Annotated in this window: 19 protein-coding genes; 7 read left to right on the top strand and 12 right to left on the bottom strand. The window is 69.4% G+C overall.

What is annotated here, in order from left to right; all coding sequences use genetic code 11:
- Window positions 1–59: 59 nt before the first annotated feature.
- Complete coding sequence (locus HUW46_RS42235) at window positions 60–1,055, bottom strand: ArsR/SmtB family transcription factor (protein ID WP_215544261.1); 996 nt, start codon at window positions 1,053–1,055, stop codon at window positions 60–62.
- A 212-nt stretch (window positions 1,056–1,267) separates the two neighbouring features.
- On the opposite strand from HUW46_RS42235, the gene HUW46_RS42230 reads away from it, so the two are divergent.
- Window positions 1,268–1,843 (top strand): TetR/AcrR family transcriptional regulator, encoded by a 576-nt coding sequence (locus HUW46_RS42230; protein WP_215544260.1) that lies wholly within the window; start codon window positions 1,268–1,270, stop codon window positions 1,841–1,843.
- 42 nt (window positions 1,844–1,885) lie between these two features.
- On the opposite strand, the gene HUW46_RS48850 is transcribed toward HUW46_RS42230, so the two are convergent.
- From HUW46_RS48850 to HUW46_RS42220, 3 genes are all read right to left on the bottom strand, one after another.
- Window positions 1,886–2,014, bottom strand: a complete 129-nt coding sequence (locus HUW46_RS48850; protein WP_256451403.1) for a hypothetical protein — start codon at window positions 2,012–2,014, stop codon at window positions 1,886–1,888.
- A gap of 130 nt (window positions 2,015–2,144) precedes the next feature.
- The gene (locus HUW46_RS42225; RefSeq protein WP_254125510.1) at window positions 2,145–3,695 is read right to left on the bottom strand and encodes a Na+/H+ antiporter; all 1,551 of its coding nucleotides are present in this window, start codon (window positions 3,693–3,695) and stop codon (window positions 2,145–2,147) included.
- A gap of 102 nt (window positions 3,696–3,797) precedes the next feature.
- Window positions 3,798–4,586: an alpha/beta fold hydrolase gene (locus HUW46_RS42220; RefSeq protein ID WP_215544258.1), complete on the bottom strand. Its 789-nt coding sequence runs from the start codon at window positions 4,584–4,586 to the stop codon at window positions 3,798–3,800.
- Window positions 4,587–4,743: 157 nt separating this feature from the next.
- On the opposite strand from HUW46_RS42220, the gene HUW46_RS42215 reads away from it, so the two are divergent.
- From HUW46_RS42215 to HUW46_RS42205, 3 genes are read left to right on the top strand one after another with little or no spacing between them, the layout of a single operon-like run.
- Window positions 4,744–5,073 carry an ArsR/SmtB family transcription factor gene (locus HUW46_RS42215; protein WP_215544257.1) on the top strand — a complete coding sequence of 110 codons (330 nt, stop codon included), beginning with the start codon at window positions 4,744–4,746 and terminating at the stop codon, window positions 5,071–5,073.
- A gap of 2 nt (window positions 5,074–5,075) precedes the next feature.
- Entirely contained in the window at window positions 5,076–5,519 is a 444-nt protein-coding gene (locus HUW46_RS42210; RefSeq protein WP_215544256.1) for an SRPBCC family protein, read from the top strand.
- A 2-nt stretch (window positions 5,520–5,521) separates the two neighbouring features.
- Complete coding sequence (locus tag HUW46_RS42205; RefSeq protein ID WP_215544255.1) at window positions 5,522–5,878, top strand: VOC family protein; 357 nt, start codon at window positions 5,522–5,524, stop codon at window positions 5,876–5,878.
- Between the two features lie 5 nt (window positions 5,879–5,883).
- Here the strand turns inward: HUW46_RS42205 and speB are convergent, their stop codons facing one another.
- The 8 genes from speB to HUW46_RS42165 form a co-directional block, all read right to left on the bottom strand.
- Window positions 5,884–6,978: an agmatinase gene (gene speB / locus HUW46_RS42200; RefSeq protein WP_215544254.1), complete on the bottom strand. Its 1,095-nt coding sequence runs from the start codon at window positions 6,976–6,978 to the stop codon at window positions 5,884–5,886.
- Window positions 6,979–7,357: 379 nt separating this feature from the next.
- The gene (locus tag HUW46_RS42195; RefSeq protein WP_215544253.1) at window positions 7,358–11,257 is read right to left on the bottom strand and encodes an AAA family ATPase; all 3,900 of its coding nucleotides are present in this window, start codon (window positions 11,255–11,257) and stop codon (window positions 7,358–7,360) included.
- A gap of 140 nt (window positions 11,258–11,397) precedes the next feature.
- Complete coding sequence (locus HUW46_RS42190; RefSeq protein WP_215544252.1) at window positions 11,398–11,853, bottom strand: flavodoxin family protein; 456 nt, start codon at window positions 11,851–11,853, stop codon at window positions 11,398–11,400.
- Window positions 11,850–12,971 (bottom strand): NAD(P)/FAD-dependent oxidoreductase, encoded by a 1,122-nt coding sequence (locus HUW46_RS42185; RefSeq protein WP_215544251.1) that lies wholly within the window; start codon window positions 12,969–12,971, stop codon window positions 11,850–11,852. The genes HUW46_RS42190 and HUW46_RS42185 overlap by 4 nt, the downstream gene beginning before the upstream one ends.
- A gap of 141 nt (window positions 12,972–13,112) precedes the next feature.
- Window positions 13,113–13,883 (bottom strand): hypothetical protein, encoded by a 771-nt coding sequence (locus tag HUW46_RS42180; protein ID WP_215544250.1) that lies wholly within the window; start codon window positions 13,881–13,883, stop codon window positions 13,113–13,115.
- Between the two features lie 153 nt (window positions 13,884–14,036).
- Window positions 14,037–14,579 (bottom strand): carboxymuconolactone decarboxylase family protein, encoded by a 543-nt coding sequence (locus HUW46_RS42175; protein ID WP_215544249.1) that lies wholly within the window; start codon window positions 14,577–14,579, stop codon window positions 14,037–14,039.
- Window positions 14,576–15,424, bottom strand: a complete 849-nt coding sequence (locus tag HUW46_RS42170) for an SDR family oxidoreductase (RefSeq protein ID WP_254125508.1) — start codon at window positions 15,422–15,424, stop codon at window positions 14,576–14,578. Before HUW46_RS42170 ends, HUW46_RS42175 begins: the two co-directional genes overlap by 4 nt.
- Before the next feature lie 80 nt (window positions 15,425–15,504).
- Window positions 15,505–16,857, bottom strand: a complete 1,353-nt coding sequence (locus HUW46_RS42165; protein WP_254125506.1) for an MFS transporter — start codon at window positions 16,855–16,857, stop codon at window positions 15,505–15,507.
- A 443-nt stretch (window positions 16,858–17,300) separates the two neighbouring features.
- On the opposite strand from HUW46_RS42165, the gene HUW46_RS42160 reads away from it, so the two are divergent.
- Genes HUW46_RS42160 through HUW46_RS42150 form a run of 3 tightly spaced genes read left to right on the top strand, consistent with a single transcriptional unit; the run spans window position 17,301 to window position 22,113 of the window.
- A complete protein-coding gene (locus HUW46_RS42160; RefSeq protein ID WP_215544247.1) occupies window positions 17,301–20,876 on the top strand; it encodes a CHAT domain-containing protein in 3,576 nt (1,191 codons plus the stop codon).
- A 37-nt stretch (window positions 20,877–20,913) separates the two neighbouring features.
- The gene (locus HUW46_RS42155) at window positions 20,914–21,261 is read left to right on the top strand and encodes a hypothetical protein (protein ID WP_215544246.1); all 348 of its coding nucleotides are present in this window, start codon (window positions 20,914–20,916) and stop codon (window positions 21,259–21,261) included.
- A 9-nt stretch (window positions 21,262–21,270) separates the two neighbouring features.
- Window positions 21,271–22,113, top strand: a complete 843-nt coding sequence (locus HUW46_RS42150) for a hypothetical protein (RefSeq protein ID WP_215544245.1) — start codon at window positions 21,271–21,273, stop codon at window positions 22,111–22,113.
- Window positions 22,114–22,207: the final 94 nt, after the last annotated feature.

Below are 22,207 nucleotides of genomic sequence, written 5' to 3'. Positions count from 1 at the left end.
TCGGTGCATACACCTTTGCGCTCAGGTGCAAACCCGGACTTCGACCCGCACGGCACTGTTCACCAGTGCTGGAGGTCGCCTCGGAGCATTGCTTCTCCGAGGCGGGTGAGGTGGTGCAGCACCGCGCCACCCCGCCGCTCGCTGCTGATCAACCCGGCTTCCCGCAGCACCGTGGCCTGCCTGCTAGCTGTGCCGATCGAGGTGCTGACGCTGGCGGCCAACGCGCTGGTGGTGTGCGGCGTGCTCAAAGTGGACAGGAAGTCGGCACGGGTACGGCCGAGCAACGGGACGAGCCGACGCGACGCTTCGTCGGCCGCCTGCTGGGTGTCCTTGCTCGCGGTGGCGGGGTAGACCAGCACCGGCGGCAGCTCGGGGTCGATCAAGGTGACCGGTTTGCTCGTGCAGAAATAACTGGGCACCAGCGTCAGTCCGCGCCCGGCGAGCTGGACGCTCCTGGTTTCCGGGTACTGCAGTTCCAGCACTTCCCCGTCCCAGCCGACCACCCCTGGCACACCCGCCAGCAGGCCGCCCACCCCGTCACCGCTGAGTTCGCGTAGCCGGGCGACCCGGTCGGCGGCCACCGCATCGCGCACCGCGTGCCACGACGGCGCGACCAGCAGGTCGTAGGCGTGGCGCACCGCGGCCACAACGGAATTGAGCTGACCGCGGTCACCGGTGGCCAGCTCCCGCACCCAGCCGGGAGCGCTCCGTCCGGCGAAGACCGCGGCCAGATCGGACGACAGGTGCCAGCGCGGTGTGCAGGTCACCGCTTCGCAACCGGCACCGAGGTCGGTCACCAACGGGCCGGGCGTCAGGAAGTCGGGAAACCGCCCTTCCGGCGGTACCAGGGTGAACAAGGTGGACAGCCATCGTGGCGTCTGAGTGCCGTGCTGGAGCCGATGCCGCACTTTCTGCTGCCACGGCGCGAATCGGTGCGCGATCCGCCGTTCCCGCACCTGGTGCAGGCTGAGCACCAGCTCCCACATCGGATCCGGTGCGACGGCCACCCGTACTCGTTGCAGATCTGCGCGCTCGAAAACCATCCGTAATGTCATTTTCACCCTCCCCCGAGTGGTGACATGATCCCCAGACTTATCGCGACATTGTCACGGCGTGTACCGAAATCGATTTCGCCGGCACGCGAAAACTCGTGTCATGCGCTGGCCCGTCCGGTCGTTGCCTGCAACGGGCCGGTAAGAACCACCGTTCTTGCCAATCGGATACTAAGGTAGAGCACCATGATTCTCAAGTGAGGAGGACCAGCCCCGTGACCGCCGTCGACACCGAAACCAGCCGTCGGCAGATCCTCACCGCAGCTCACGAGCTGTTCTACGCCCATGGCATCCATTCGGTGACCATGCGTCACATCCGTGACGCCTCCAATGTTCCCCTCAATCGGCTGTACCGGACCTTCCCGTCCAAAGACGATCTGGTCGCGGCCTACCTCGATCATCGCGATCACCTCACCCGTGACGCCCTCGCCGCCACCCTGACCGCCTACGACACGGCCGAAGAAAAGATCATCGGAGTCTTCGCCTGGATGCACGAAGCCTTCCGGCAACCGGACTTCCGCGGTTGCGTGTTCACCAACACCTACGTAGAACTCGGTGCGGAGAGCCCGGCCGCGCGGATCGTCCTGCGCCACAAGGCCGCCATCCGCGCCCTCCTCACGGACTTGGCCCGAGACGCGAACGCCCCCGACCCGGACGCCGTGGGTGCCCAGCTTCAGCTCCTTTGGGACGGTGCGATCATCCTCGCCACCATGACCCGCGACCCCGGCCACGCCCTGCACGCCCGAGCCACGGCCCGAGCGATCCTGGCCACCATCGCGGTTGGTCGTTAGCGAAACCCTGGCAACCGACCGGACTTCGCCCGACGCGGGGTTCTAGCGGAGACGTCGTCCCGGTGCGGAATCCGCGTTTCTCCGCGCCAGCAACGACTGCACGCCCCGCAGGACCAGTGCCGTCACGACGAACACGGCGATCAGCATGACCGTATAGGCCAAGTCACTCATCCGCGGACCTTCTTGCCAGGGGAACGACAACGACGCCGAGCGTGCTCGCCCGATCAGGTGGCGCACAGCCGAACTGATGCCGTCTTGACGGGCCGTCGGGAACCCTGACGGAAAAATGACGGAACCGGCGTCAGTCTTCGCCGAGCCCGGTCGTTTCCAGATCCAGCTCGCGCTGGATCTGCCGCCGGACCCCGTCGGTGATCGCACCGTCCTCGTACAGCCGCGCCAGCTCCCCGCTCTCCACGGACAGCAGATGCCTGCGCAGCCGCCGGTAGCTCGCCGTGTCGGCCATGCCGCCGGGATCGTCGCCGTTGCTCGCTTCGAAGCGGTCCAACCTGGCTTGCCAGCTGCCCCGCAGCTGCTCGATCAAGAACTCCGGCGCCGACTCGGTCTCGGCGAGCTGATCGAGCCTGGCGAGCGCGGCCTTCGCGAGGTCCGCCCTGGCCGCGGTCGTCTCCTGCTGGACCGCGTCCGGATGGACCGCGATCCCCGACCACGTCACGAGCGGCGCGAGCGTGAAACCCTGCACCACCAAGGTGAGCACGATGACGGCCGAAGTGAGCAGCACGACCAGATCGCGTGCGGGCAGCGCGGATCCGTCGGCCGTGGTGAAGGGCAGCGACAGCGCCGCGGCGAGCGGGACCACACCACGAGCGCCCGCCCACGAGACCACGACCGGAACGCGCCAGGACGGACGTTTTTCGCCGTCACCACGGCGAAAAACGATCGACAGCGGGAACACCCACAACAGGCGGACCACGAGCAACGTGGCGACGAGTGCGAGCGCCTGGAACGGCCAGCCGACCTCGCCCGACAACCGGCCGACGAGCACCGGCAGCTGCAAGCCGATGAGCCCGAACACCACGCTCTCCAAGAGGAACACCACGGTCCGGTACACCGCGCCGACCTGCAACCGGATGCGCGACGTCGTCAGCTTGCCCACCTGCGACCCGAGCCCGACGCTGGCGACGACCACCGCGGTCACCCCCGAGGCGTGGACCGATTCGGCGAGCACGTAACCCGCGTACGGGGTGACCAGGGAGATCACCGTCTCCAGCATGGGATCCACGGTGCGGCGCCGGATCAGGTAGGCACCGAACGCGGTCACGGCTCCCACCGCCAGACCGCCTCCGGCGAGCAGGGCGAACTCACCGAGCGTCGCGCCCCACGAAGCCGAGCCGACGGCTACGACGAGCGACAAGGCCACCCGGAACAGCAGGAGACTGGTGGCGTCGTTGAACAGGCTTTCGGCCTGCACCAGCGTTTGCACGCGGGGCGGCAGCGGCAGCCGCCGCGCCAGCGCGGTCACCGCCACCGGGTCGGTGCTGGCCAGGATCGCGCCGAGCACGAACGCCATTCCGACCGGCACCGACGTCAGCATGACGGCGACGCCGCCGACCGCGGCCGCCGACAACAGGACCAGCCCGATCGACAGTCCCGCCACCGGCTTCCAGACCGTGCGCAGATCGCGCAGCGGCACCTCCTCGCCCGCGGCGAACAGCAGCGGCGGCAGCACGACGAGGCTGATGATCTCCGGCGTGACCTCGATCGCGGGAACCCCGGGCAGCAACCCGACGAGCACTCCGGCCACGACGAGCAACGAGGGTGCCGGCACGCTCAACCGTTTCGCAAACGTGGCCACCACGGTCGCCACGATCACGAGGAACAGAACCGTTTCCACACCACGCACGACAAGCGCCTCCCTGGCCGAACCATGCCGACCAGACTTCCCGGCGCTCCGCGCTCACCCTACTTCACCTGGGCGGCGGCCGAAGGACGTTGGTCATCCCCAGAGTTCCCGCAGAGCCGCGTTGACGGCGAGGGGTTCCTCGATGTGCGGGTAGTAGCCGGGAACGGTCAGCAGCCGTGCCCCGATCGCGTCGGCGAGGGCGTGCGCGCAAGCCCGCAACGGTTCTCCCGCGTATTCGCGGTAAAGTTCGGGCGCGTTCTCCCAGTCGCCGCGGATCACGAGCTTCGGCCAGGTCGCCGATGCGAGCGGCGGCACCGGCACCGTCGCTTCCCACACCGGCCGCTCCGCCATCGACGTAGCGACCGCCCGCAGGCGGTGCGGTGTCGGCGCCGGTGCGGGCAGGCCGATTCCTTCGGTGGCGGCGCGGAGGAACTGCTCCGGTGTCAACTCTGGCGCCTCCGCACCCGAAGACGCGCGCACGCGTTCGAACATCGCCCGGACCGCGGGGTGGGTCTTGGCCACGTCGAAGGCCGCGGGCTGGATCAGTGCCAGCGAACGCACCAGCTCGGGCCGCTGGGCGGCCGCGAGCAGCGCGGCCAGTCCCCCGTTGCCGTGGCCGACCAGGTGCGCGCCACCCGCCTGCGCCTCGAGAACGCCGATGATGTCGGCCGCGTCGACGTCGAAGTCGCTGCGGTCGGTGTCCGGGCTGGCGCCGTAACCCCGGCGGTCCATCACCAGCAGGCGGCACCGATCCGCCAGCGGTCGCTGCGCCGCGAACCCGTAAGCCTCGTCAGTGCCCCAGGTGAAGATGTTGTGCACGAACAACACCGGGGGTCCCGCGCCACCGGTGTCGTCCCATACCGTCAGGTGAACCGCTGTCATCGGCACCGCTCCCCCTCGCATCCCATTGTCGCTTGTGGACGGTCGAGTCCGTCGCCCGGCGATCAGGCTAAGCGATGGCGCGCCCGCTCTCGCGCCACTCCGCCGATAGTTAAGCACCTTCTTGACTTTCTCGCGCTCGCACGCCATAGTTAAGTACATGCCTAACCAATCCGGTCTCGATCCGGTCGGCCGCGTCTTCCAGGCGCTCGCCGACCCGACGCGGCGAGCGATCGTCGAACGGCTGGTGCGCGGCCCGGCGCCCGTAAAGGCACTCGCCGAGCCGCTGACGATGTCCCTGCCCGCGGTGATGCAGCACCTGCAGGTACTGGAGCGGGCGGGGGTCATCGTGAGCGAAAAGGTCGGCAGGGTGCGCAGCTGCCGGATCGAACCGACCGCGCTGCGGCAGGCCGAACGATGGCTCAGCGGCCAACGCACGGAGCAGGAACGGCAACTCGACCGTCTCGACGACTACCTGAAAGGAACATGATCATGGACGTGACGCACTCGACGTTCACCCTCGAACGCCGCTACCCGGCCCCGGTCAAGCGGGTTTTCGAAGCATGGGCGCTGCCGGAAGCGCGCAAGCGCTGGATGGCACAGGGCGCAGAGCACTCGCAGGACTTCGTGGTCGGCGGTCACGAGACGGCCAAGGGGTTCGACGGCGAGGGGCGTCCGCTGACCTACGCGGCGCGGTACAACGAGATCGTCCCCGACGAGCGAATTCTCCTGACCTCCACGCTGCACACCGGGGACGTGCTGTCGACCGTCTCGGTCACCAGTGTCGAGTTCCACGCGGACGGCGCGGGAACCCGGCTGGTGCTGACCGAGCACGGGATGTACCTGCCGGGACAGGAACAGCCGGAGTGGCGCGAACAGGGAACCGCACAGCAACTCGACGCACTGGCCGCGGAGTTCGAGGCGAAGGGAAACTGATCATGGCTCACGTCGAACACGTGCTGGCAGTCGTCGCGGTACGCGACATCGAAGCGAGCCGAGCTTGGTACAGCAGGCTTTTCGGCCGCGGGCCGGACAACAACCCGATGCCGAGCCTCGTCGAATGGCAGGTCACCGACGGCGGGTGGGTTCAGGTCACCGAGGACGCCAGGCGCGCCGGGCACGGGATGCTCAACCTGGCGGTGTCCGACATCGAGGAGGGTGTTCGCGAACTCCGGGAGATGGGGCTCGAAACGGGCGACCTCGTCGACGTCAACAAGGGCGTGCGGCTGTGCCCGATCACCGACCCCGACGACAACCGGATCCACCTGATCGGCGACTTCCGCGAGAAGTACTGACGCCGTCAGCTGATCGGACCGGGCACCTTGCGGCCCGAGGCCTCGATCTTGCGCTGCGCCTTCCCGCTCAGCGCTTCGAAGATCACCCTGCGGGCGTTGAGCGCCGTGGTGTAGCCGGGATCGAGGTGCGGTGCCACCTCGACCACGTCCATGCCGACGACATCGGTCTCCGCGCACAGCCTGCGGAACGCCATGAACAGCTCGCGGGTGGTGAGCCCCGCGGATTCCGGCGTACCGGTGCCCGGCGCGAACGCGGGATCGAGCACGTCGATGTCGAGGGAGATGTAGACGTGCTTGGCGTTCGCCTTGGCCTCGGCGATCACCGTGTCGACGACGGCGGACATGCCGACGTGCTCGATCTCCGCCATCGCGTGCGACCGCAGCCCGTTGCGGCGCATCCAGCGTAGCTCCTCGTCGTCGGGACCGCTCGCCGTGCGCAGGCCGACCTGGATGATGTTCGTGCCGGGGACGCCGTCGTCGATCAGCCGCGCGATCGGCGTGGTGTGGGAAACCTTGTGCCCGAACAGTTCCCGGTGGCAGTCGGGATGCGCGTCGAAGTGGATGATCGCGACGTTCTGCGGTCCGTACACGCTCGCGACCGCGCCCGCGCTCGGCCACAGCAGGGTGTGGTCACCACCGAGTACCACCGGCATCGCGCGCAGTTCCGCGATTTCGCGGACCAGGCCCCGGATCGGCTCCATGGAGTTCTCGATGGAGAACGGGTCGACCGCGGCGTCACCGTAGTCGACCACTTTGAGCGTGCTGAACGGGCTGACCCTGGTGGCGGAGTTGCGGAGCAGCTCGGGCGGGCTGTACAGGTACCGCTCGTCCGCCCTGATCGCCCTCGGGCCGTAAGCCGCGCCGCGCTGGCCGGTGGACAGGTCGACCGGGGCGCCGACGACCGCGACGTCGCACTTCGACGCCCGCAGGGCCGCGTTGTCCAGGCACAGCGGGGTGCCGTAGAAAGTGGGGATCCCCGAGTAGGCGGGAGTGACCAGGTAGCGTCGCAACTCGATCGGGCCGGACGGCGGGTTTTCTCGCGGTAACTCGATCCGCCACGAGTTGCGCGCGACTTCCAGCTCGTTCATCGGGCCCGTCATGCGTCCCGACAGTAGGGTCCCGCAAAATGAGAACGGAACCCCTACAACCCCCTAACTCGGACCATTTTCGTACTGCTAGTACGGGGGAGATTTTCCACTGCGAAACCCGTGTCGGTGGTGTCACGCAGCGAGAACGAGCGTCGACGGCCACCTCCGCACGCCCCCGGGCACCAGTGCAGAACCGCGAATGACAAACGTCACAGCGACGGTCGGCGACACGCCGGGAGAAATGCGATCCGTAGCGCGGGTGCGACGAACAGCAATGAGGGGTACCCGCTCGTAACACGGTATTTGGTGGAGAGATCTCAGGACCGGGGCCGCGTGACCCGGCACTCGCGGCAGCCGGTCGACTATCCACAGTGGATCGTACTGGCGGTCCTCAGCCTTCGGCAGGAAGGTCCGCGACGGTCAGCCGGGTCAGCTCCTCGTCGGTCAGGGAATCCATGTCGACCTCCGGGCCAGCCAGGCGCATCGCCTGCGCGCGGATCGTGCGTTCGAGCAGCCCGCGGGCGGATCGGCCGTTGGCGAAGCCCTGGCCGCGGTCCAGCCCGGCCATCACCCCCGGCAGCGCTTCGGCCAGGTCCGGGGTGAGGCGGTAGCCCTGCTTTCCCGCCATCGCGGTGAAGATCGCGGCCAGTTGCGCGTCGTCGTAGTCGGCGAAGCGCACCGTGGCACCGAACCGGGAGCGCAGCCCGGCGTTGGCGTCCAGGAAGCGATCCATGTCCGCCGGGTAACCCGCGGCGATCACGATCAGATCCTCGCGGTGGTTCTCCATCTGCACCAGCAGTTCGGCGATCGCCTCGGCACCGAAGTCGGAGCCGTTCGCCTGGCTCTGCACCAAGGCGTACGCCTCGTCGATGAACAACAACCCGCCGATCGCCCGTTCGCACACCTCGCGGGTCTTCGGCGCGGTCTGGCCGATGTACTCGGCGACGAGATCCGGCCGCGCGACCTCGACCAGATGGCCCGAGGGCAGCACGCCGAGTTCGCGATAGAGCTGTCCCATCAGGCGCGCGACCGTGGTCTTGGCGGTACCCGGGTTGCCGGTGAACACCAGGTGGCGGCTGCGCGCCCCGACCGGCAGCCCCGCCTTGCGGCGGCGCGCGTCGAGCCGCGTTTCCGCCACCATCGCGCGGACCTGCGCCTTCACCTCGTCGAGGCCGATCATGCCGTCCAGCTCCGCCAGCAGATCGTCGAGACCGCGCCGCGGACCGGCCTCGTCGGTCACCGCGACGCCGGACGCGTCCGGCAGATCGGCGGCCAGCAGCACGGCGAGTTCGTCGGCGGGCGTGTCGGGCGCGGCGGCCAGCCGGGTGGACTGCTTGCCGATCACGGCTTCCAGCAGACCGCGCGCGGACCGGCCGTTCGCGAACCCCCTGCCACGCGGGATCCGGCGGACCGCTTCGGGCAGTGCCGCGGTGAAGTCCTCGGCGAGGCGGTAGCCCTGGCTTCCCGCCATCAGCGTGAAGATCCCGGCCAGTTCCTCGTTGGAGTAGTCGGGGAACTCGATGCGCCCGGCGAACCGCGACCGCAGGCCGGGGTTCGACTCCAGGAACTCGTCCATCTGCTTCGGGTAACCGGCGGCGAAGACCACCAGGTCGTCGCGGTGGTTCTCCATCTGCACCAGCAACTCGGTGACCGCTTCGCGGCCGTACCCGTCGTTCTCGTCGCGCACGAGGTCGTACGCCTCGTCGATGAACAGCACGCCACCCGTGGCCCGCTCGCACACCTCGCGGGTCTTCGGAGCGGTCTGGCCGGTGTACTCGGCCACCAGGTCACCCCGGCCGACCTCGACCAGGTGCCCGGACGGCAGCACGCCCAGCTCGCGGTAGATCTGCCCGACCAGCCTGGACACGGTCGTCTTCGCGGTGCCCGGGTTCCCGGTGAAAAGCAGGTGCCTGCTGCGCACCGCGACCAGCATGCCCGCTCCCCTGCGCCGCGCGTCCACCGCCATCTCGTCCACCATCGACCGCACGCGCTGCTTCACCGAGTCGAGACCGATCATCGCGTCCAGCTCGGCCATAAGCTCCGCAAGGCCCCGCCGCGGCCCGGCGCCATCCACCGCGGAGACCCCGGCCTCGCCCGGCTGCGGCAGGTCCGCCGCGATCAGCACGGCCAGGTCCTCGTCACGGGCACCCGGCTCGGCGGTCAGTCTGCCGGACTGCTTCCCGATCGCCGCCTCCAGCAGACCGCGCGCCGACCGGCCGTTCGCGAACCCCCTGCCGCGCGGGATCCTCCGCACCGCCTCCGGCAGGGCCGTCGTGAGATCGTCCGCCAGCTCGTAGCCCTGGCTCTTCGCCAGCACGCGGAAGATCTCCGCCAGTTCCTCGTTCGAATAGTCCGGGAACTCGATGCGCCCGGCGAACCGCGACCGCAGACCGGGGTTCGACTCCAGGAAGGTCTCGATCTCCTTGGGGTAGCCCGCCGCGAACACCACCAGGTCGTCGCGGTGGTTTTCCATCTGTACCAACAGTTCCGCGACCGCCTCGCGGCCGTAGTCGTCATCGTCGTCGGTGACCAGGTTGTAGGCCTCGTCGAGGAACAGCACGCCACCCACGGCCCGTTCGCAGGCGGCCCTGGTCTTCGGCGAGGTCTCCCCCAGGTACTCGCCGACCAGGTCGGTGCGGGTCACCTCGACGACATGGCCCTTCGGCAGCACCCCGAGCGCCTGGAAGATCTTCCCGAGCAGGCGGGCGACGGTCGTCTTGGCGGTGCCCGGGTTCCCGGTCAGCAGCAGGTGCCTGCTGCGCACCGCGACCTTCATCCCCGCGTTCCGGCGCCGCGCGTCGACGGCGATTTCCGAGGTGAGCGAACGGACCCGCGCCTTCACCGCGGTGAGCCCGATCATGCCGTCCAGCTCGGCCATCAGCTCTTCGATCGGGGTGCCGCCGCGCTTGCCCGCCGCGGCGACGAGCGGAGCGATGTCCTCGTGCGTGATCGCGATCCGGCCGCCCGCCCCTCCCCTGGCGATCACTTGCCGCGACGCGGCGTCCACCAAGGCCTCGACACCGCGGGCGGCGGCGTCACGGGACAGCTGGGCCAGCCGGTCGCGCACGTCCGGCGGCAACCCGAACGACCGCTCCCCGGCGAGGACGTCGAGTAGTGCGGCGGCCGGGGCGGGCTGGTCGAAGCGGGGCAACCGGTACCGCAGCATGGTCTGCAACACGTCCGGCGCTTCGGTCGCGAGCTGTTCGAGCACCTTCTCGGTTCCGCTGAGCACGATGAGGCGGCAGCTGTCCTGGTCGTGCGCGTAGTTCCGCAGCAGGCGCGCCATCCCCGCGGCGTCCTTGGCGAACAGCGCGTCCACCCGCTCGGCCAGCAGCACGATCGGACCGTCCTCGAGCTTCGTGATGCGGCGGCGCACCACGTGTTCCAGGGGCTCGTCTCCGGCGTCCGCGAGTACCGCGGAGCCGTCGAGGAACTCGGTGCTGTCGAAGCCGACGTCCGCCTGATCGAGCGCGAACTCCAGTGCCCGCGTGAACCGGCGCTGCCCGGTGTTCGGTTCCCCCACGAGCAGCACGATCGGGTTGGGCTGCTTCGTGCCTGCCGAGCGGCGCGCCGCTTCCCGCTGCTCCCATTCCGCGTGCGCGGTCTTCCACGCGGCATGGGCCTGCTCGTACCGCTGTTGCTGCCACTTCCGGTTGCCGACGGCGAGCAGGTCGAGCGTGAGCGACCTGCTGTGCCAGGCGAGGTCGTCCAGCACGCCGTCCTTCTTGGCCGACGCGGGCCGCTCCGGCTCGACCGGTTCCGGCTCACCCGGCCCGTTCTGCGTGCCGTGCCTGCTGGCGTCCGCCCAGGCGATGACACGCGCGGCCTTCGTGAGGAACTCGGTGGCGGACTCGGCACCGCAGACGAACGCCCCTTCGCGGCCGAGCATCTCCACCCTGACCCGCTGGTTCTGCGGACGCCCCTGGGGCTTTGGCGACGGCGCCGGGCCGCCGGGAGTCCTTTGTGGACCTGACGGGTATCCCGGCGGAGGATATCCGCCACCTTGCCATCCCCGGTTCGCCTGCGGTCCCTGGACCGGCTGCGCCCCGCGGAAGCCCGGCTGCCCTCCCGGCGCGGCACCGGGCGGCGGTGCCTGCCGGGTGGCCGCCCGGTAGCCCGGATCCGCGGGCGGCTGGCTGTACTGCCAGGTGCCGTCCTGCAGCCTGCGCTGCCACGCCTGGCCGGGCACCAGCAGCCACGGCACCCCGTCCGGGCCGGCCAGCGCGGTGGTGCGCCCCGCCGCTGCCTCGTGCTGTGCGGCCTGGAATGCGTCCCACCCCGCGTGCGTCATGAAACCCCGCTCTCCCCAGTAAGGCGCGAGCACGCCAGCCCGCCCGACCCCATTGTGCCGCACCGGGAACCGCGGTGATCACCACTCCGCCACGGAGCATCGACTCCGGTCGGCGCAACCGTGCATTTTGGACAAATCTCTCAAGGGGACAGCCGTTCGGCGAACGCGCGTGCGGCGGCCAGGTCGGCGGCGTCCGGTCGTCCTTTTCGGATTCCGCCGACGAGCTTGAACGGAAGATAGGTGTCGAAGGCGCGGCAGGAGAAGGTGTCGACGACTTCGAAGTTCTTCTGTTCGATGAGCCGGGTCAGCGGGCGGGAAAAGCGCTGGAACCCCGCGTCGGGAAAACCACTGGTGGCGAACACGAACGCGGTGCGCCGCGGTCCCTTCGGCAGCGACTGGACGAATTCGCGCAATCGCGGGTGGAACGAACCCAGGAAGATGCCCGAGCCGAATCCCACGAGATCGCAGGTGTCCAGCTCGGCCGGATCGATCTGGCCGGGAGCGACGACGCGCGCTTCCAGCGCCTGCGCCATGACGTCGGCGACCCGCCTGGTGTTGCCATGCGACACCGAAGTGCACACGAGGACGGCCTTCATGCCGGGTTCCTTTCGCTGAGCCGCGGGCGTCCGGTCGTCGACCGGTGCCCGGAGCGGATCCGCCGGATGGTCCACCGGCAGACGGATTCCTTGAGCAGGCCGGCGAGCCGTCCGGTGATCGGCGGTCCGACCGGGGTGTCGTCGCGCCAGGACGGCTGGATCAGGCCCGCGCCGCGCCCGAGGCTGATGGCCTGCCCGACGAACCGGACGCGGTGCGCCCGCGGCTCCTTGCCGGTCAGCATCGCCACGATCGCGCCCGCACCGTCGCGTCCCATCGGGATCGCCGCCTGGCAGCTCATGCGAAGGCCGACGCCGGACGGGGCGGCGGCATCGCCGACTCCGACGATGCGCGGGTCGGCGGGGCAGATCAGCCGCGCGTCGGTCACCAGGCGCCCGCGGGCGTCGACCGGCAACCCGCTGCGGCGCGCCAGGTCGGGCACGGTGAAGCCCGTCGTGTGCACCGTGCAGCCAGTCGATCTGCTCGTCCCGTCACTGAGTTCCACTCCGCCGGCGTGGGTCCCGGTGACGGTCACGCCCGTGCGCACCGATACCCCGACCCGAGCAAGCAAGCGCGACACCGTTTTCCGGCCGCGTACGGGCAACGACGCCGCGACGGAGTCGGAGATCAACTCGACCGCCAGGTCCGAGCGAGCCAGTGCGATCTCCGTCGCCGTCTCGATCCCGGTCAGCCCCGCCCCCGACACGACGACGCGCTCTCCGGGGCCGAGTACGTCCAGCGCCGAGCGCAGTCGTTCGGCACCCGTCACGGCACCGACGACATGTCCGTGCGGCACGGGATCGACGGTGCTCCCGACCGCGTAGACGAGGTAGTCGAAACCCAGTTCCGCGCCGTCGTCGAGCGCCACGATCCCGTCGCCGATCCGCTCCGCGCTCGACAAGACCAGGTCGACATCCGGGTGCAGCAGCTCGCGCAGCGGCCGGGTTGCCGAGCCGGTGCCCGCCGCGAGCTGGTGCAGGCGGATGCGTTCGACGAAATCCGCACGAGGGTTGATCACCCGCACGCGCGTTCCCGGAATCCCCGCCGCCGCGATCCTGTTCGCCGCGCACACACCGGCGTAGCCCGCCCCGACCACCAGCACCTGATTGCTCCGCACCACGATCAAGCTCCTTTCACTCCCGGTCGGCCATGAAGACACGCCGCGGCGCCCGGAAGTGACAACCCCTCGCTGTGATCTGGCGCATAACGCCAAAACGCACCGGGTTCGCGCGAACCCGGTGCGCCGGTTTTCCGAAGACTTTCAGGAGCGGGGATTCAGGATCGCGCTCATCTCGCCGAGGTTGGCGTGCAGCAGGATGCCGATGATCTCCTGCCCAAGGTCCCAGGTGCGGACCATGAGCCCCGGGATCGCGATGACCGTGCTGATGTCACAGGTCGAGGCCGCTTCGCCCCAGTCCTTCGCCAGCAGGATGACCTTCTGCTTGTCTATTTTGTTCAGCGTGCGCCCGAATTCCGAAAGGGAAACCAGTGCCGCCTTGGCTTCCGGTGTCTTCGCGAAGTCCGGCAGCGCGTCGAACAGCTTCCCGCCCTCCGGCGTCCTGGGGTCGATCGAATCCAGGATCTCGGCGATCTGCGGGAGGTTGGCGCTTTCCTCGTACATCCGCACGACACCGGACAGGATCGACATGCTGCCCGCGACCGCGTTCCCGCCGCCGCAGACGGCCTGCCGCAGCGCGTCCACGTTTCCGGTCGCCTGGAATTCGGCGATCGCGGCGGCCGCCTGCGCCACGCCGTTGCCGACCCGCCCCACGTCCGTCGGGTTGACCTTCGAGATGATCACGCCGATGTCCTTGAACGCGGCGATGATGCGCTCGATGTCCCCGGGTGTCGCGTTAGGACTGTTCTGGTGGATCGCGGTGGCGATCAGTTGCTCGTACGCCTGGTTGCGATCGTTCGCGACCACGACGTGGCCGGCCGGTTCAGGGGCGGCGAAGGCCGCTGGCGCGGCGGAGACCCCGACTACGGCCGTCAGCACCGTGGCGCCGATCGCGGAAATGAGTCGTTGTTTCATGAAGCGCATACTGGCGCACCGCGTAATGCGCAGTCAATAGTGGACAACCCCTGTTCGAAAAAGACCAACAGCGCCACGCACATATTTCCGCGGAGGAATTCATTGATATTTCATCCCCGCCCCGGACAACTGTTTTCCGCGAAACTTCGCGCCTCAGCTCCTCGGCCGGTCTGGCTGGATGCGCAGCGTCGTGATGAATCCAGCCAGCATGTCGTAGTGGCCCACCAGGAGCAGGAACTCGATCGTGGCGCGCTCGTCGAGCTGGGCACGCAGCGCCGACCACGTCGCGTCGTCGAGGTCCCGGCACTCCAGCAGGACGTCCGCCGCGGCCAGCAGCGCCCGCTCGCGCGGCGACCACCCCGGAGCACCGGGTCCCTCCCGCACCCGCTCGACGTCCTCGGCGGTGACACCGGCGCGAGCTCCGAGCCGGACGTGGTGGTCGAACTCGTACCGGCACTGCCGGACGTGCGCCACCCGCAGGATCACCAGCTCCGTCTGCCGCCGCGGGAGCGTGCCGCCGGGCATGAGCCGCCCGGCGAAGCGCAACCAGCCGCGGAACAGCCGGCGATGACGCGCCATCGTCAGGAACAGGTTCGGCGGCGCCGTCCCGGCGACGCGTCCGCTGATGCCCGCCACCACCCTGGCGAGCGTGCCGGTTTCGGCGCGCCCGCCGGGCGTGATCCGGGGCGCGGTCACGACGCGGCCCCCTGCCGCAACAACCGCCGCATGGCGAAATTGGCCACCCGCATGAACAGCGCGTACAACGGCGGGCACAGCCGCTGGATCAAGTGGATCAGCTGGATGTCACGCGAGGTGTAGACCAGGTAGCGATTCCGCCGTACCCCGCGCAGAATCGCCTCGGCAACCTTCTCTGGCGTCACCGCGTGCCTGCGGAAGCGATCGCGCAGCCGCACGAACGACGGGTCCGCCGTGTCGATCCCCGCGACTTCGACCGTCTCGGTGAGCGGCGTGCGCACCGCACCCGGGCACACCAGGCTGACCCCGATGCGGTGCGCGCGCAGATCGAACCGCAGCACCTCGGACACGCCGCGCAGCCCGAACTTGCTGGCGCTGTAGGCCGCGTGCCACGGCAGCCCGATCAGTCCCGCCGCCGAGGACACGTTCACCAGGTGCCCGCCCCCGCCCGCGGCGATCATCGGCGGCACGAAGGTCTCGATCACGTGGATCGGGCCCATCAGGTTGACCTCGACCATCGACCGCCACTGCCGGTGTTCGAGGCGGTCCACCGTGCCCCACGCCGAAACTCCCGCGACGTTCATGACGATGTCGAGGCTCTCGCAGCCCGCGTGGATCTCCTCGCCGAGTCTGCGGACGTCGGCCAGGTTGCCGACGTCCGCGGGCTCGGCGTATTCGACCACCCCACCGGCCTTTTCGATCTCCTTCACCGATTCCCCCAGCGTCCGCGCGTTGAGGTCGGTGAGGTAGAGCCGCGCACCCTCGGCCGCCGCGGCGAGCGCGGTCGCCCTGCCGATACCGCTCGCCGCGCCCGTGATCAGTACCCGCTTCCCTGCGATGTCCACGACACGGAACTTATTCATGAACACGCGTGTTCGTCAATAGGTACGTGTGACTTCCGGTAACGGTGAGCCGAGCCCGGCCCTCACACGGGCGCGGGCGCCAGCTTCCCTTCCTCGCGCACCCGTCCGATGGGCACGTTGGCGGTCTCCGGGATCTTGACGATCGGGATGATCGCGATCAGCGCGGCCGCGGTCAGGTAGTAGGCGGGCCAGTCCGGGTTCCCGGTGGCGTTGATGAGCGCGGTGACGATGACGGGGCAGGTACCGGCGAAGATCGACGTCGACAGGTTGTACCCGATCGCGAAGGCGCCGTAGCGGACCCTGGTCGGGAACATCGCCGGGAAGGTCGACCCGATCACCGCGAGCATCATCACCAGCAGGATGCCCACGATCAGGTAACCGATGATCAGCAGCAACGTGCTCCCGGTCTGCATCAGCTTGAACGAGGGCCACGACAGCACCGCGAACCCGATCGCCGAGGCGAGCAGCAACGGCTTGCGGCCGATGCGGTCCGACAGCTTGCCGAGCGGGGCGATCAGCGCGATCTGCACCGCCTCGATCCCGATGATCAGCAGGATCGCCTTGTTGTCGTCGATGTGCAGGGTGTCCTGGAAGTAGGTCGGCATCGTGGTCAGCAGCATGTAGTCGGCGATGTTCAGCAGCATCACCATGCCGATCAGGCACAGGATCATCCGCCAGTTCCGCTTGATCGCCTCCCCGAACGGCGCCTTCGCGGCCTTGCCGCCAGCGGCCTCCATCCGCTGGAACTCGGGCGTGTCCTCCAGCCTCGACCGCAGGTACAGCCCCACCATGCCGAGCGGCAGCGCGATCATGAACGGGATCCGCCACGCCCAGGCGAGGATCTGCTCGTGGGTGCAGGCGAGCACGATCACCAGCACCGTCACCTGGCCGAGGATGTAACCGAACAGGGTCCCCATCTCCAGGAAGCTGCCGAAGAAGCCCCTGCGCCGCGTCGGCGCGTACTCCGCGATGAACGTCGCGGCACCGCCGTACTCACCGCCGGTGGAGAACCCCTGCACCAGCCGGAGCAGCACGATCGCGATCGGCGCCACGATTCCCGCGCTGTAGCTGCCCGAATAGGTCGGCAGGCAGCCGACCAGGAACGTGCAGCCGGACATCAGGATGATCGTCAGCGCGAGCACCTTGCGACGACCGAGCTTGTCGCCGAGCGGGCCGAAGAACGCGCCGCCGAACGGGCGCACGATGAACCCGACGGCCAGCAGCGCCAACGACTTGATCGCCGGGCTGACGCCTCCTTCGGGGAAGAACAGGGTGCCGACCGCGCTGGTCATCACGCCCGCGGTGAAAACGCTGTAGTCGAACCACTCCGTCGCATTGCCGACCGCCGACGCGATCACTGCCTTCTTGACCGTCTTGGGATCCACCTCGGGCCGCGCCTCGGTATCACTGGCCATTTGTCCTCCGCCCCCTGCATCGAAGTTCGCTCGGTCATCTGCCGGGCCGCGCCGAATGGTGCACGCACCCCGCCGGGAATTCGACGGTAACGCCTGATCCACTCCGCCCGCAGCCGAACGAGCGGTACTATCGGCGCGTTTTGCCCTTTTTGCGTCGTTGATGACCGGCTGACCGGGAATCGGATTTGCGCGGCGCCGCCACGTCTTCGACACGCGAAAGCCGCTTTCGGGGCATCGCGCACGGATCACCCGATGTGAGGACGCCTGGTCTCGTGAGGTTCACGCTGTCGGCGCCTCACCCGGCCGCGCCACCTGCCGCACTGTCCACAATGAACAGAAATGGCGATCGGAGTTCCTCGGCGAGTTCGGCGACACGATCCGGGAGTGACGGCACCCGGGTGTGGCCACTAAGCTCGAACAGTCTTGCGGTGAGGGGGCTCCGTATGCACTCGCTCGAACGCACATGGCCGTTGCTCCGTGCCGGGAAACTGCCGGACCCAGGGGAAATGCTGCCCGTCTACCTCACCGAAGCGCAGGCGGGAATGGCGAGCGTGAACGCGGCGGGCGGCCCGGCCCGCGCGCCGTACGACTACGCCACCGCGCTACTCGCCTTCGCGCACGTCCACCGTGCCACGCCGAGTACGGTGCCCGAATACTTCCGCCGGATCCTCGCTCCGGAAGAGGCGCCGGAGAACTCCAGGAAGGCATGGCGCTCCGGTTCGGTCGAACTGTTCAAGCAGGCCCGGCAGCATCGCCAACTGCGGTGCCTCGACGCGGCGTTGATACTCGCCGATGCCGCGCTCCGCGGCGAAGTGGCCGGCCACGACTTCATGATGCTCGGCAGCAAGTTCCGGTTCGAACTGAGCGGCGATCCGGAGGACCACGACGAAGTCGTCCGGCACGCCAGGGCCGCGCTCACCGCCACTCCCGACGACGCGCCCGAACTCCCCCGGCGGCTTCGGGAAGTGGGGACCGCGCTCACCGCGAGGGCGACACGATTGCGGGACGCGACCGCCCTCCAGGAAGCGGTTCCCGTATTGCGACGCGCGCTGGCCTCGGTCGAACCCGCCGACCCGATGCACACCGCGCTCCGGTCCGATTTGGTCGGAGCGCTCATGCTCAGCGCCGCGAGGTCGTCCGGCGTCGACGAACTAGACGAGGCCATCGCACTGACCCGCGAAATCCACGCCACACCGCAGTACGCGCCCGCGCGGAAGCAGCAGTTGCCGGTGTTGGCGGGCCTGCTCGCCGAGCGGTTCGCTCGCAGCCACGATCTCGGCGCGCTCGACGAAACCCTTGCCGTCTACCGCGAACTGTGCGCGGACAACGCTTCGGCGCAACGACTCGGCGAGCTGGGCAGGCATCTGTTGTACCGCCAGCAGCTCGTCCACGACGAAGCCGCCTTGGCCGAAGCCGTGCCGCTGCTGCTCAGGGTCATCCGCGAAGCGGGCGTCGACGCGCTCAGCGGCGAGGTGCTCACCGCCGCGGCGGTCGCCGTCGGCCAGGCATACCGGGAATCGTCCGACCTGGCGGTGCTGGACGAGGTGATCGAGGCACTGACCGAAGCCACCGCGCCGGGCCGAACGCACGCGAAGAACCCGGATGTGCTGCAGATACTCAGCGCGGTGCTGCTGATCAAGGATGAGGTCTCCCCCGATGCCGAGGTGGCCCGCCGGGGTGAGGAGACCTCCCGCCTGGCGGTCGCGGTCTCCGGGCGCGGCGCGGAGCAGCTGTCCGAGCTGGGCTCCGCCTTGGTCGCGCGCTTCCGGCACGAGGGCGATCCGGCGTTCCTCGACGACGCGGTCGACCTGCTGCGGGAGGCGGTGGCCACGGGTGATCGCGACCGGTTCGACTACCCGCAGATCCGCGGCCGACTCGCCCATGTGCTGTGGGAGCGCTTCAACCTGACTCGCCATCCCGCCGCGCTCGACGAGGCGATCGAGACGCTGCGGACGCTGACCGACGAGCGGCCCCCCGAAGCCGCACGGAGCGTGCTGGCGACCAATCTGGCCACGATGTTGCGCGCCCGAGCCGACATCCGGAGGGATGCCGCGGACGCGCTGGAAGCCCGCGACATCGCGATGTCCGAGCTCGAACGCCACCCGCGTGGGCAGTTCGCGCTGCGACGCGCGCTCGCGGCCGCGGACCTCTCCCTTTGGCGCCTCACCGGCGACGACGTCGCGCGGTCGGAGGCGGTGGCGCAGCTCGACTCCATCATCGAATCCGCCGCGGTTTCGCCAAACCTGCTCCGCAGTGCGGAAAACGACCTCGCGAACATCCTCCGCACCAGGCCCGATCCGTCCGAAGTGGACAGGGCGGTCGAGCTGTCCCGTGCCTCACTCGCGCGCCTGCCCGCCGGGCATCCGGATCGCGAAACCGGGCTCACGGTGCTGGGCAGGGCACTGATCGTCCGGATGGCACTGGGCGAGCCCGGAACCGGCCTGGCCGAGGCTGAGCGGGTTTTCCGTGAGCTGATGGACAATCCGGCGCTTTCCGCACTCGGCCGGGCGTTCGGCGCCGTTTCGCTCGGCCGGACGGCAGAGCTCGACGGACGGCCGGCGGAGGCGTTGGACGCCTTGCGCACCGGTATCGACCTGCTGCCGATGGTGACCTCCCGAGCGCTCGACCGCGACGATCGGGAATCCCTGCTCGTCCCGTTCCATGAAGTGAGCCGTTACGCGGCCGAGCTGGCCCTGCGGCAGGACGATCCGGCGGCGGCCGTGGAACTGCTGGAGCGGGGCCGCGGCGTGCTGACGGCGCAGGCACTGGAGACCCGCACGGAATTCACCGAACTGGCGCGGCTCGAGCCCGCGCTGTCGGCGCGGATCGAGCGGATCCGGGGCGAACTCGACCAGTCGAGCGCGGCAGCGGACTGGCAGCTCGACGCCCCCGCCGCGCGCACCGGTGCCAGTGCGGATCGCCGACACCGCATGGCGAGGGAGTGGGCCGAGGTACTCGCCGAGGTGCGCGCACGGCCCGGGTTCGCCGAGTTCCTCGACCCACCCCGGTTCGACCAGCTCGCCCGTGCTTCCGACGGCGGCGCCGTGGTGGTGATCAACACCGGGCCCCGGCGCTGTGACGCCCTGGTGCTGTCCGAAGGCGCGGTCCGGGTGTGCCCACTGCCGGACCTATCCACGCAGGAAGCCGAGCAGCAAGCCGAAATTCTTCTCGAGGAGGCAGGCTCGGGTGATGCCGTCGCGGAGCGGGTCGTCACCGACACCCTCGACTGGCTCTGGCACGCGGTCGCCGACCCGGTGCTCCGCGAACTGGGGTTGACCGGCCCGCCGCGGGACGCGTGGCCGCGGATCTGGTGGTGCCCCACCGGACCGCTGACTTTCCTCCCACTGCACGCCGCCACGAGTGGCGCAGACTCCGTCCTCGATCGCGCCGTGTCCTCGTACACGCCGAATCTCGGCGCACTGTTGGGGACTCGCCGCACCACGACCGCGCGGAAGGCACTCGTCGTGGCCGTCACCGAACTCGCCGGGCACGAGCCGTTGCCCGGCGCCGGCCGCGAGGCGGAGCTGCTGCGGCACCTGCTGGGGGCGACCACGCTGACCGGGCCAACCGCGACCGTGGACGGGCTTCGTGCGGAACTGGCCGAGCACAACTGGGTGCACTTCGCCTGCCACGGCACCCAGGACACTGGCAAGCCGTCGAGCGGCAGGCTGCTGCTCACCGACGGCGAGATCCGCGTCCGCGACATCGCCCGCCTGCGGCTCGAAGGTGCGCAGCTGGCGTTCCTTTCCGCCTGCGAAACCGCCGTCGGTGGTGTTCACCTGCCCGACGAAGCCATCCACCTCACCGGTGCGCTCCGACTCGCCGGTTTCGCCGATGTGATCGGCACGCTCTGGCGCGTGGGCGATGAGCACGCGCTGTCCCTCACCGAAGGTGTGTATCGGGATCTCGACGCGCACGGCTCACCAGCGCACGCACTGCACCGCGCCGTTCGCGCGCTGCGGGAGCAGGTGCCGGGCCGCCCCAGTGCCTGGGCGTCGCACATCCACGTCGGGTCATGAACCACTACACTGCGAACACGGAATCGATGAGGGAGCTGTGACGGACGAGCTTGCCACCCTGTGCAGCGCGCTGCCGCGGCTGCGCAGATCCTTCCGCGGCGCCGCGTCCGCGGAAATCCGTGCCGTCGTCGAACAGGCCGCCCTGGCGGCACGCCGAGGCGAACCGGTCTCGGACTTCTTGGTGCGGCTGGGACTTGGGGACGACGAAGACGGGCAACCCTCGCGCGGACTCCCCACTTCGTTGCCGTCGGCCTCGTTCGAGCCGGTCACCGGTGTGCATGTCTGCCCGGCGGGGACGTGCGGCCGCGTCGAGACCCGGTCGGCCGGTGGGGAGCCGCCCCAGTGCCATCTGTTCGAGCAGACGTTGCGGTTCGTGGCCGACTGAGGGGGCTCGATGACCGGTTTCCTCGCCGAGCTCGGCAAGAAGCTCGCGGAGCGGTGGGTCGCCGCGCTGGTGCTCCCCGGCGCGTTGTTCGTCAGCCTCGCCGTGGTCGCCGGGCTGCTCGGCCACCGCCGGTGGGCCGACGCCGGGCTGCTCTGGCAGCGCTTGGACCAGTTCACCGGGACCGGGCAGCAGGGGTCCCGGATGCTCCTGCTCGTGTTGGCGTTGCTGGTCGCCTCGGCGGGCGCCGGTCTCGCGGCTCGAGCCCTCGGCCGCCCGGTCGAGCGAGCGCTGTCCGGCCGGTGGCCCCGCCCGCTCGCGCCGCTGTCCACCGCGCTCACCGACCGGCGCAACCGGCGGTGGCACGCACTCGACGCTGCCGCCGAGGATCCTCGGAAACGGTTGCGGCGCAACGCCATCTCGCTCGCCGAACCGCGGTTCCCGACCTGGCTCGGCGACCGGCTCGCCGCCGCGATGGACCGGGTGTGGAAGGAGTACGGGCTGGACGGATCGTCGTGGTCACGGTTCTGGCTGCTGCTCCCCGAGAGCACGCGCGGCCAGCTCGCCGAAGCGAGGCAGCGCCTCGACGACGCCACCGCGCTCGGCGGCTGGGCGGTGTTGTACGTGGCGCTCGGGGCCGTGTGGTGGCCCAGTGCCGTACTCGGCTGCTGCCTCGGCCTGATCGCGTGGCGCCGGGCGCGCGTCACCGGCGAGGTGTACGCCGATCTGGTCGAAGCCGCCTACGACGTCCACTTGCCGGATCTTCTCGATCGCCTCGCCGACGACGGCGGTCTCCGCCCGGTCAACCGGCAGCTCGGAATGCAGCTCACCGAACGCTTCCACAAGGGTTTCTGACCCGGCCTCACTGGCTGCCCTTTCGTTCGTTGAGCGACATCACCGCCTCTGGTGTTCTTGTGCCATGCGAACAGGTAAACGCAGTTTATTCCAA

The sequence above is a fragment of the Amycolatopsis sp. CA-230715 genome (genome assembly GCF_018736145.1).
GTDB lineage: Bacteria > Actinomycetota > Actinomycetes > Mycobacteriales > Pseudonocardiaceae > Amycolatopsis.
The sequence above is the reverse complement of the archived record's forward strand: the minus strand, read 5'-3'. Positions and strand labels throughout refer to the sequence as shown.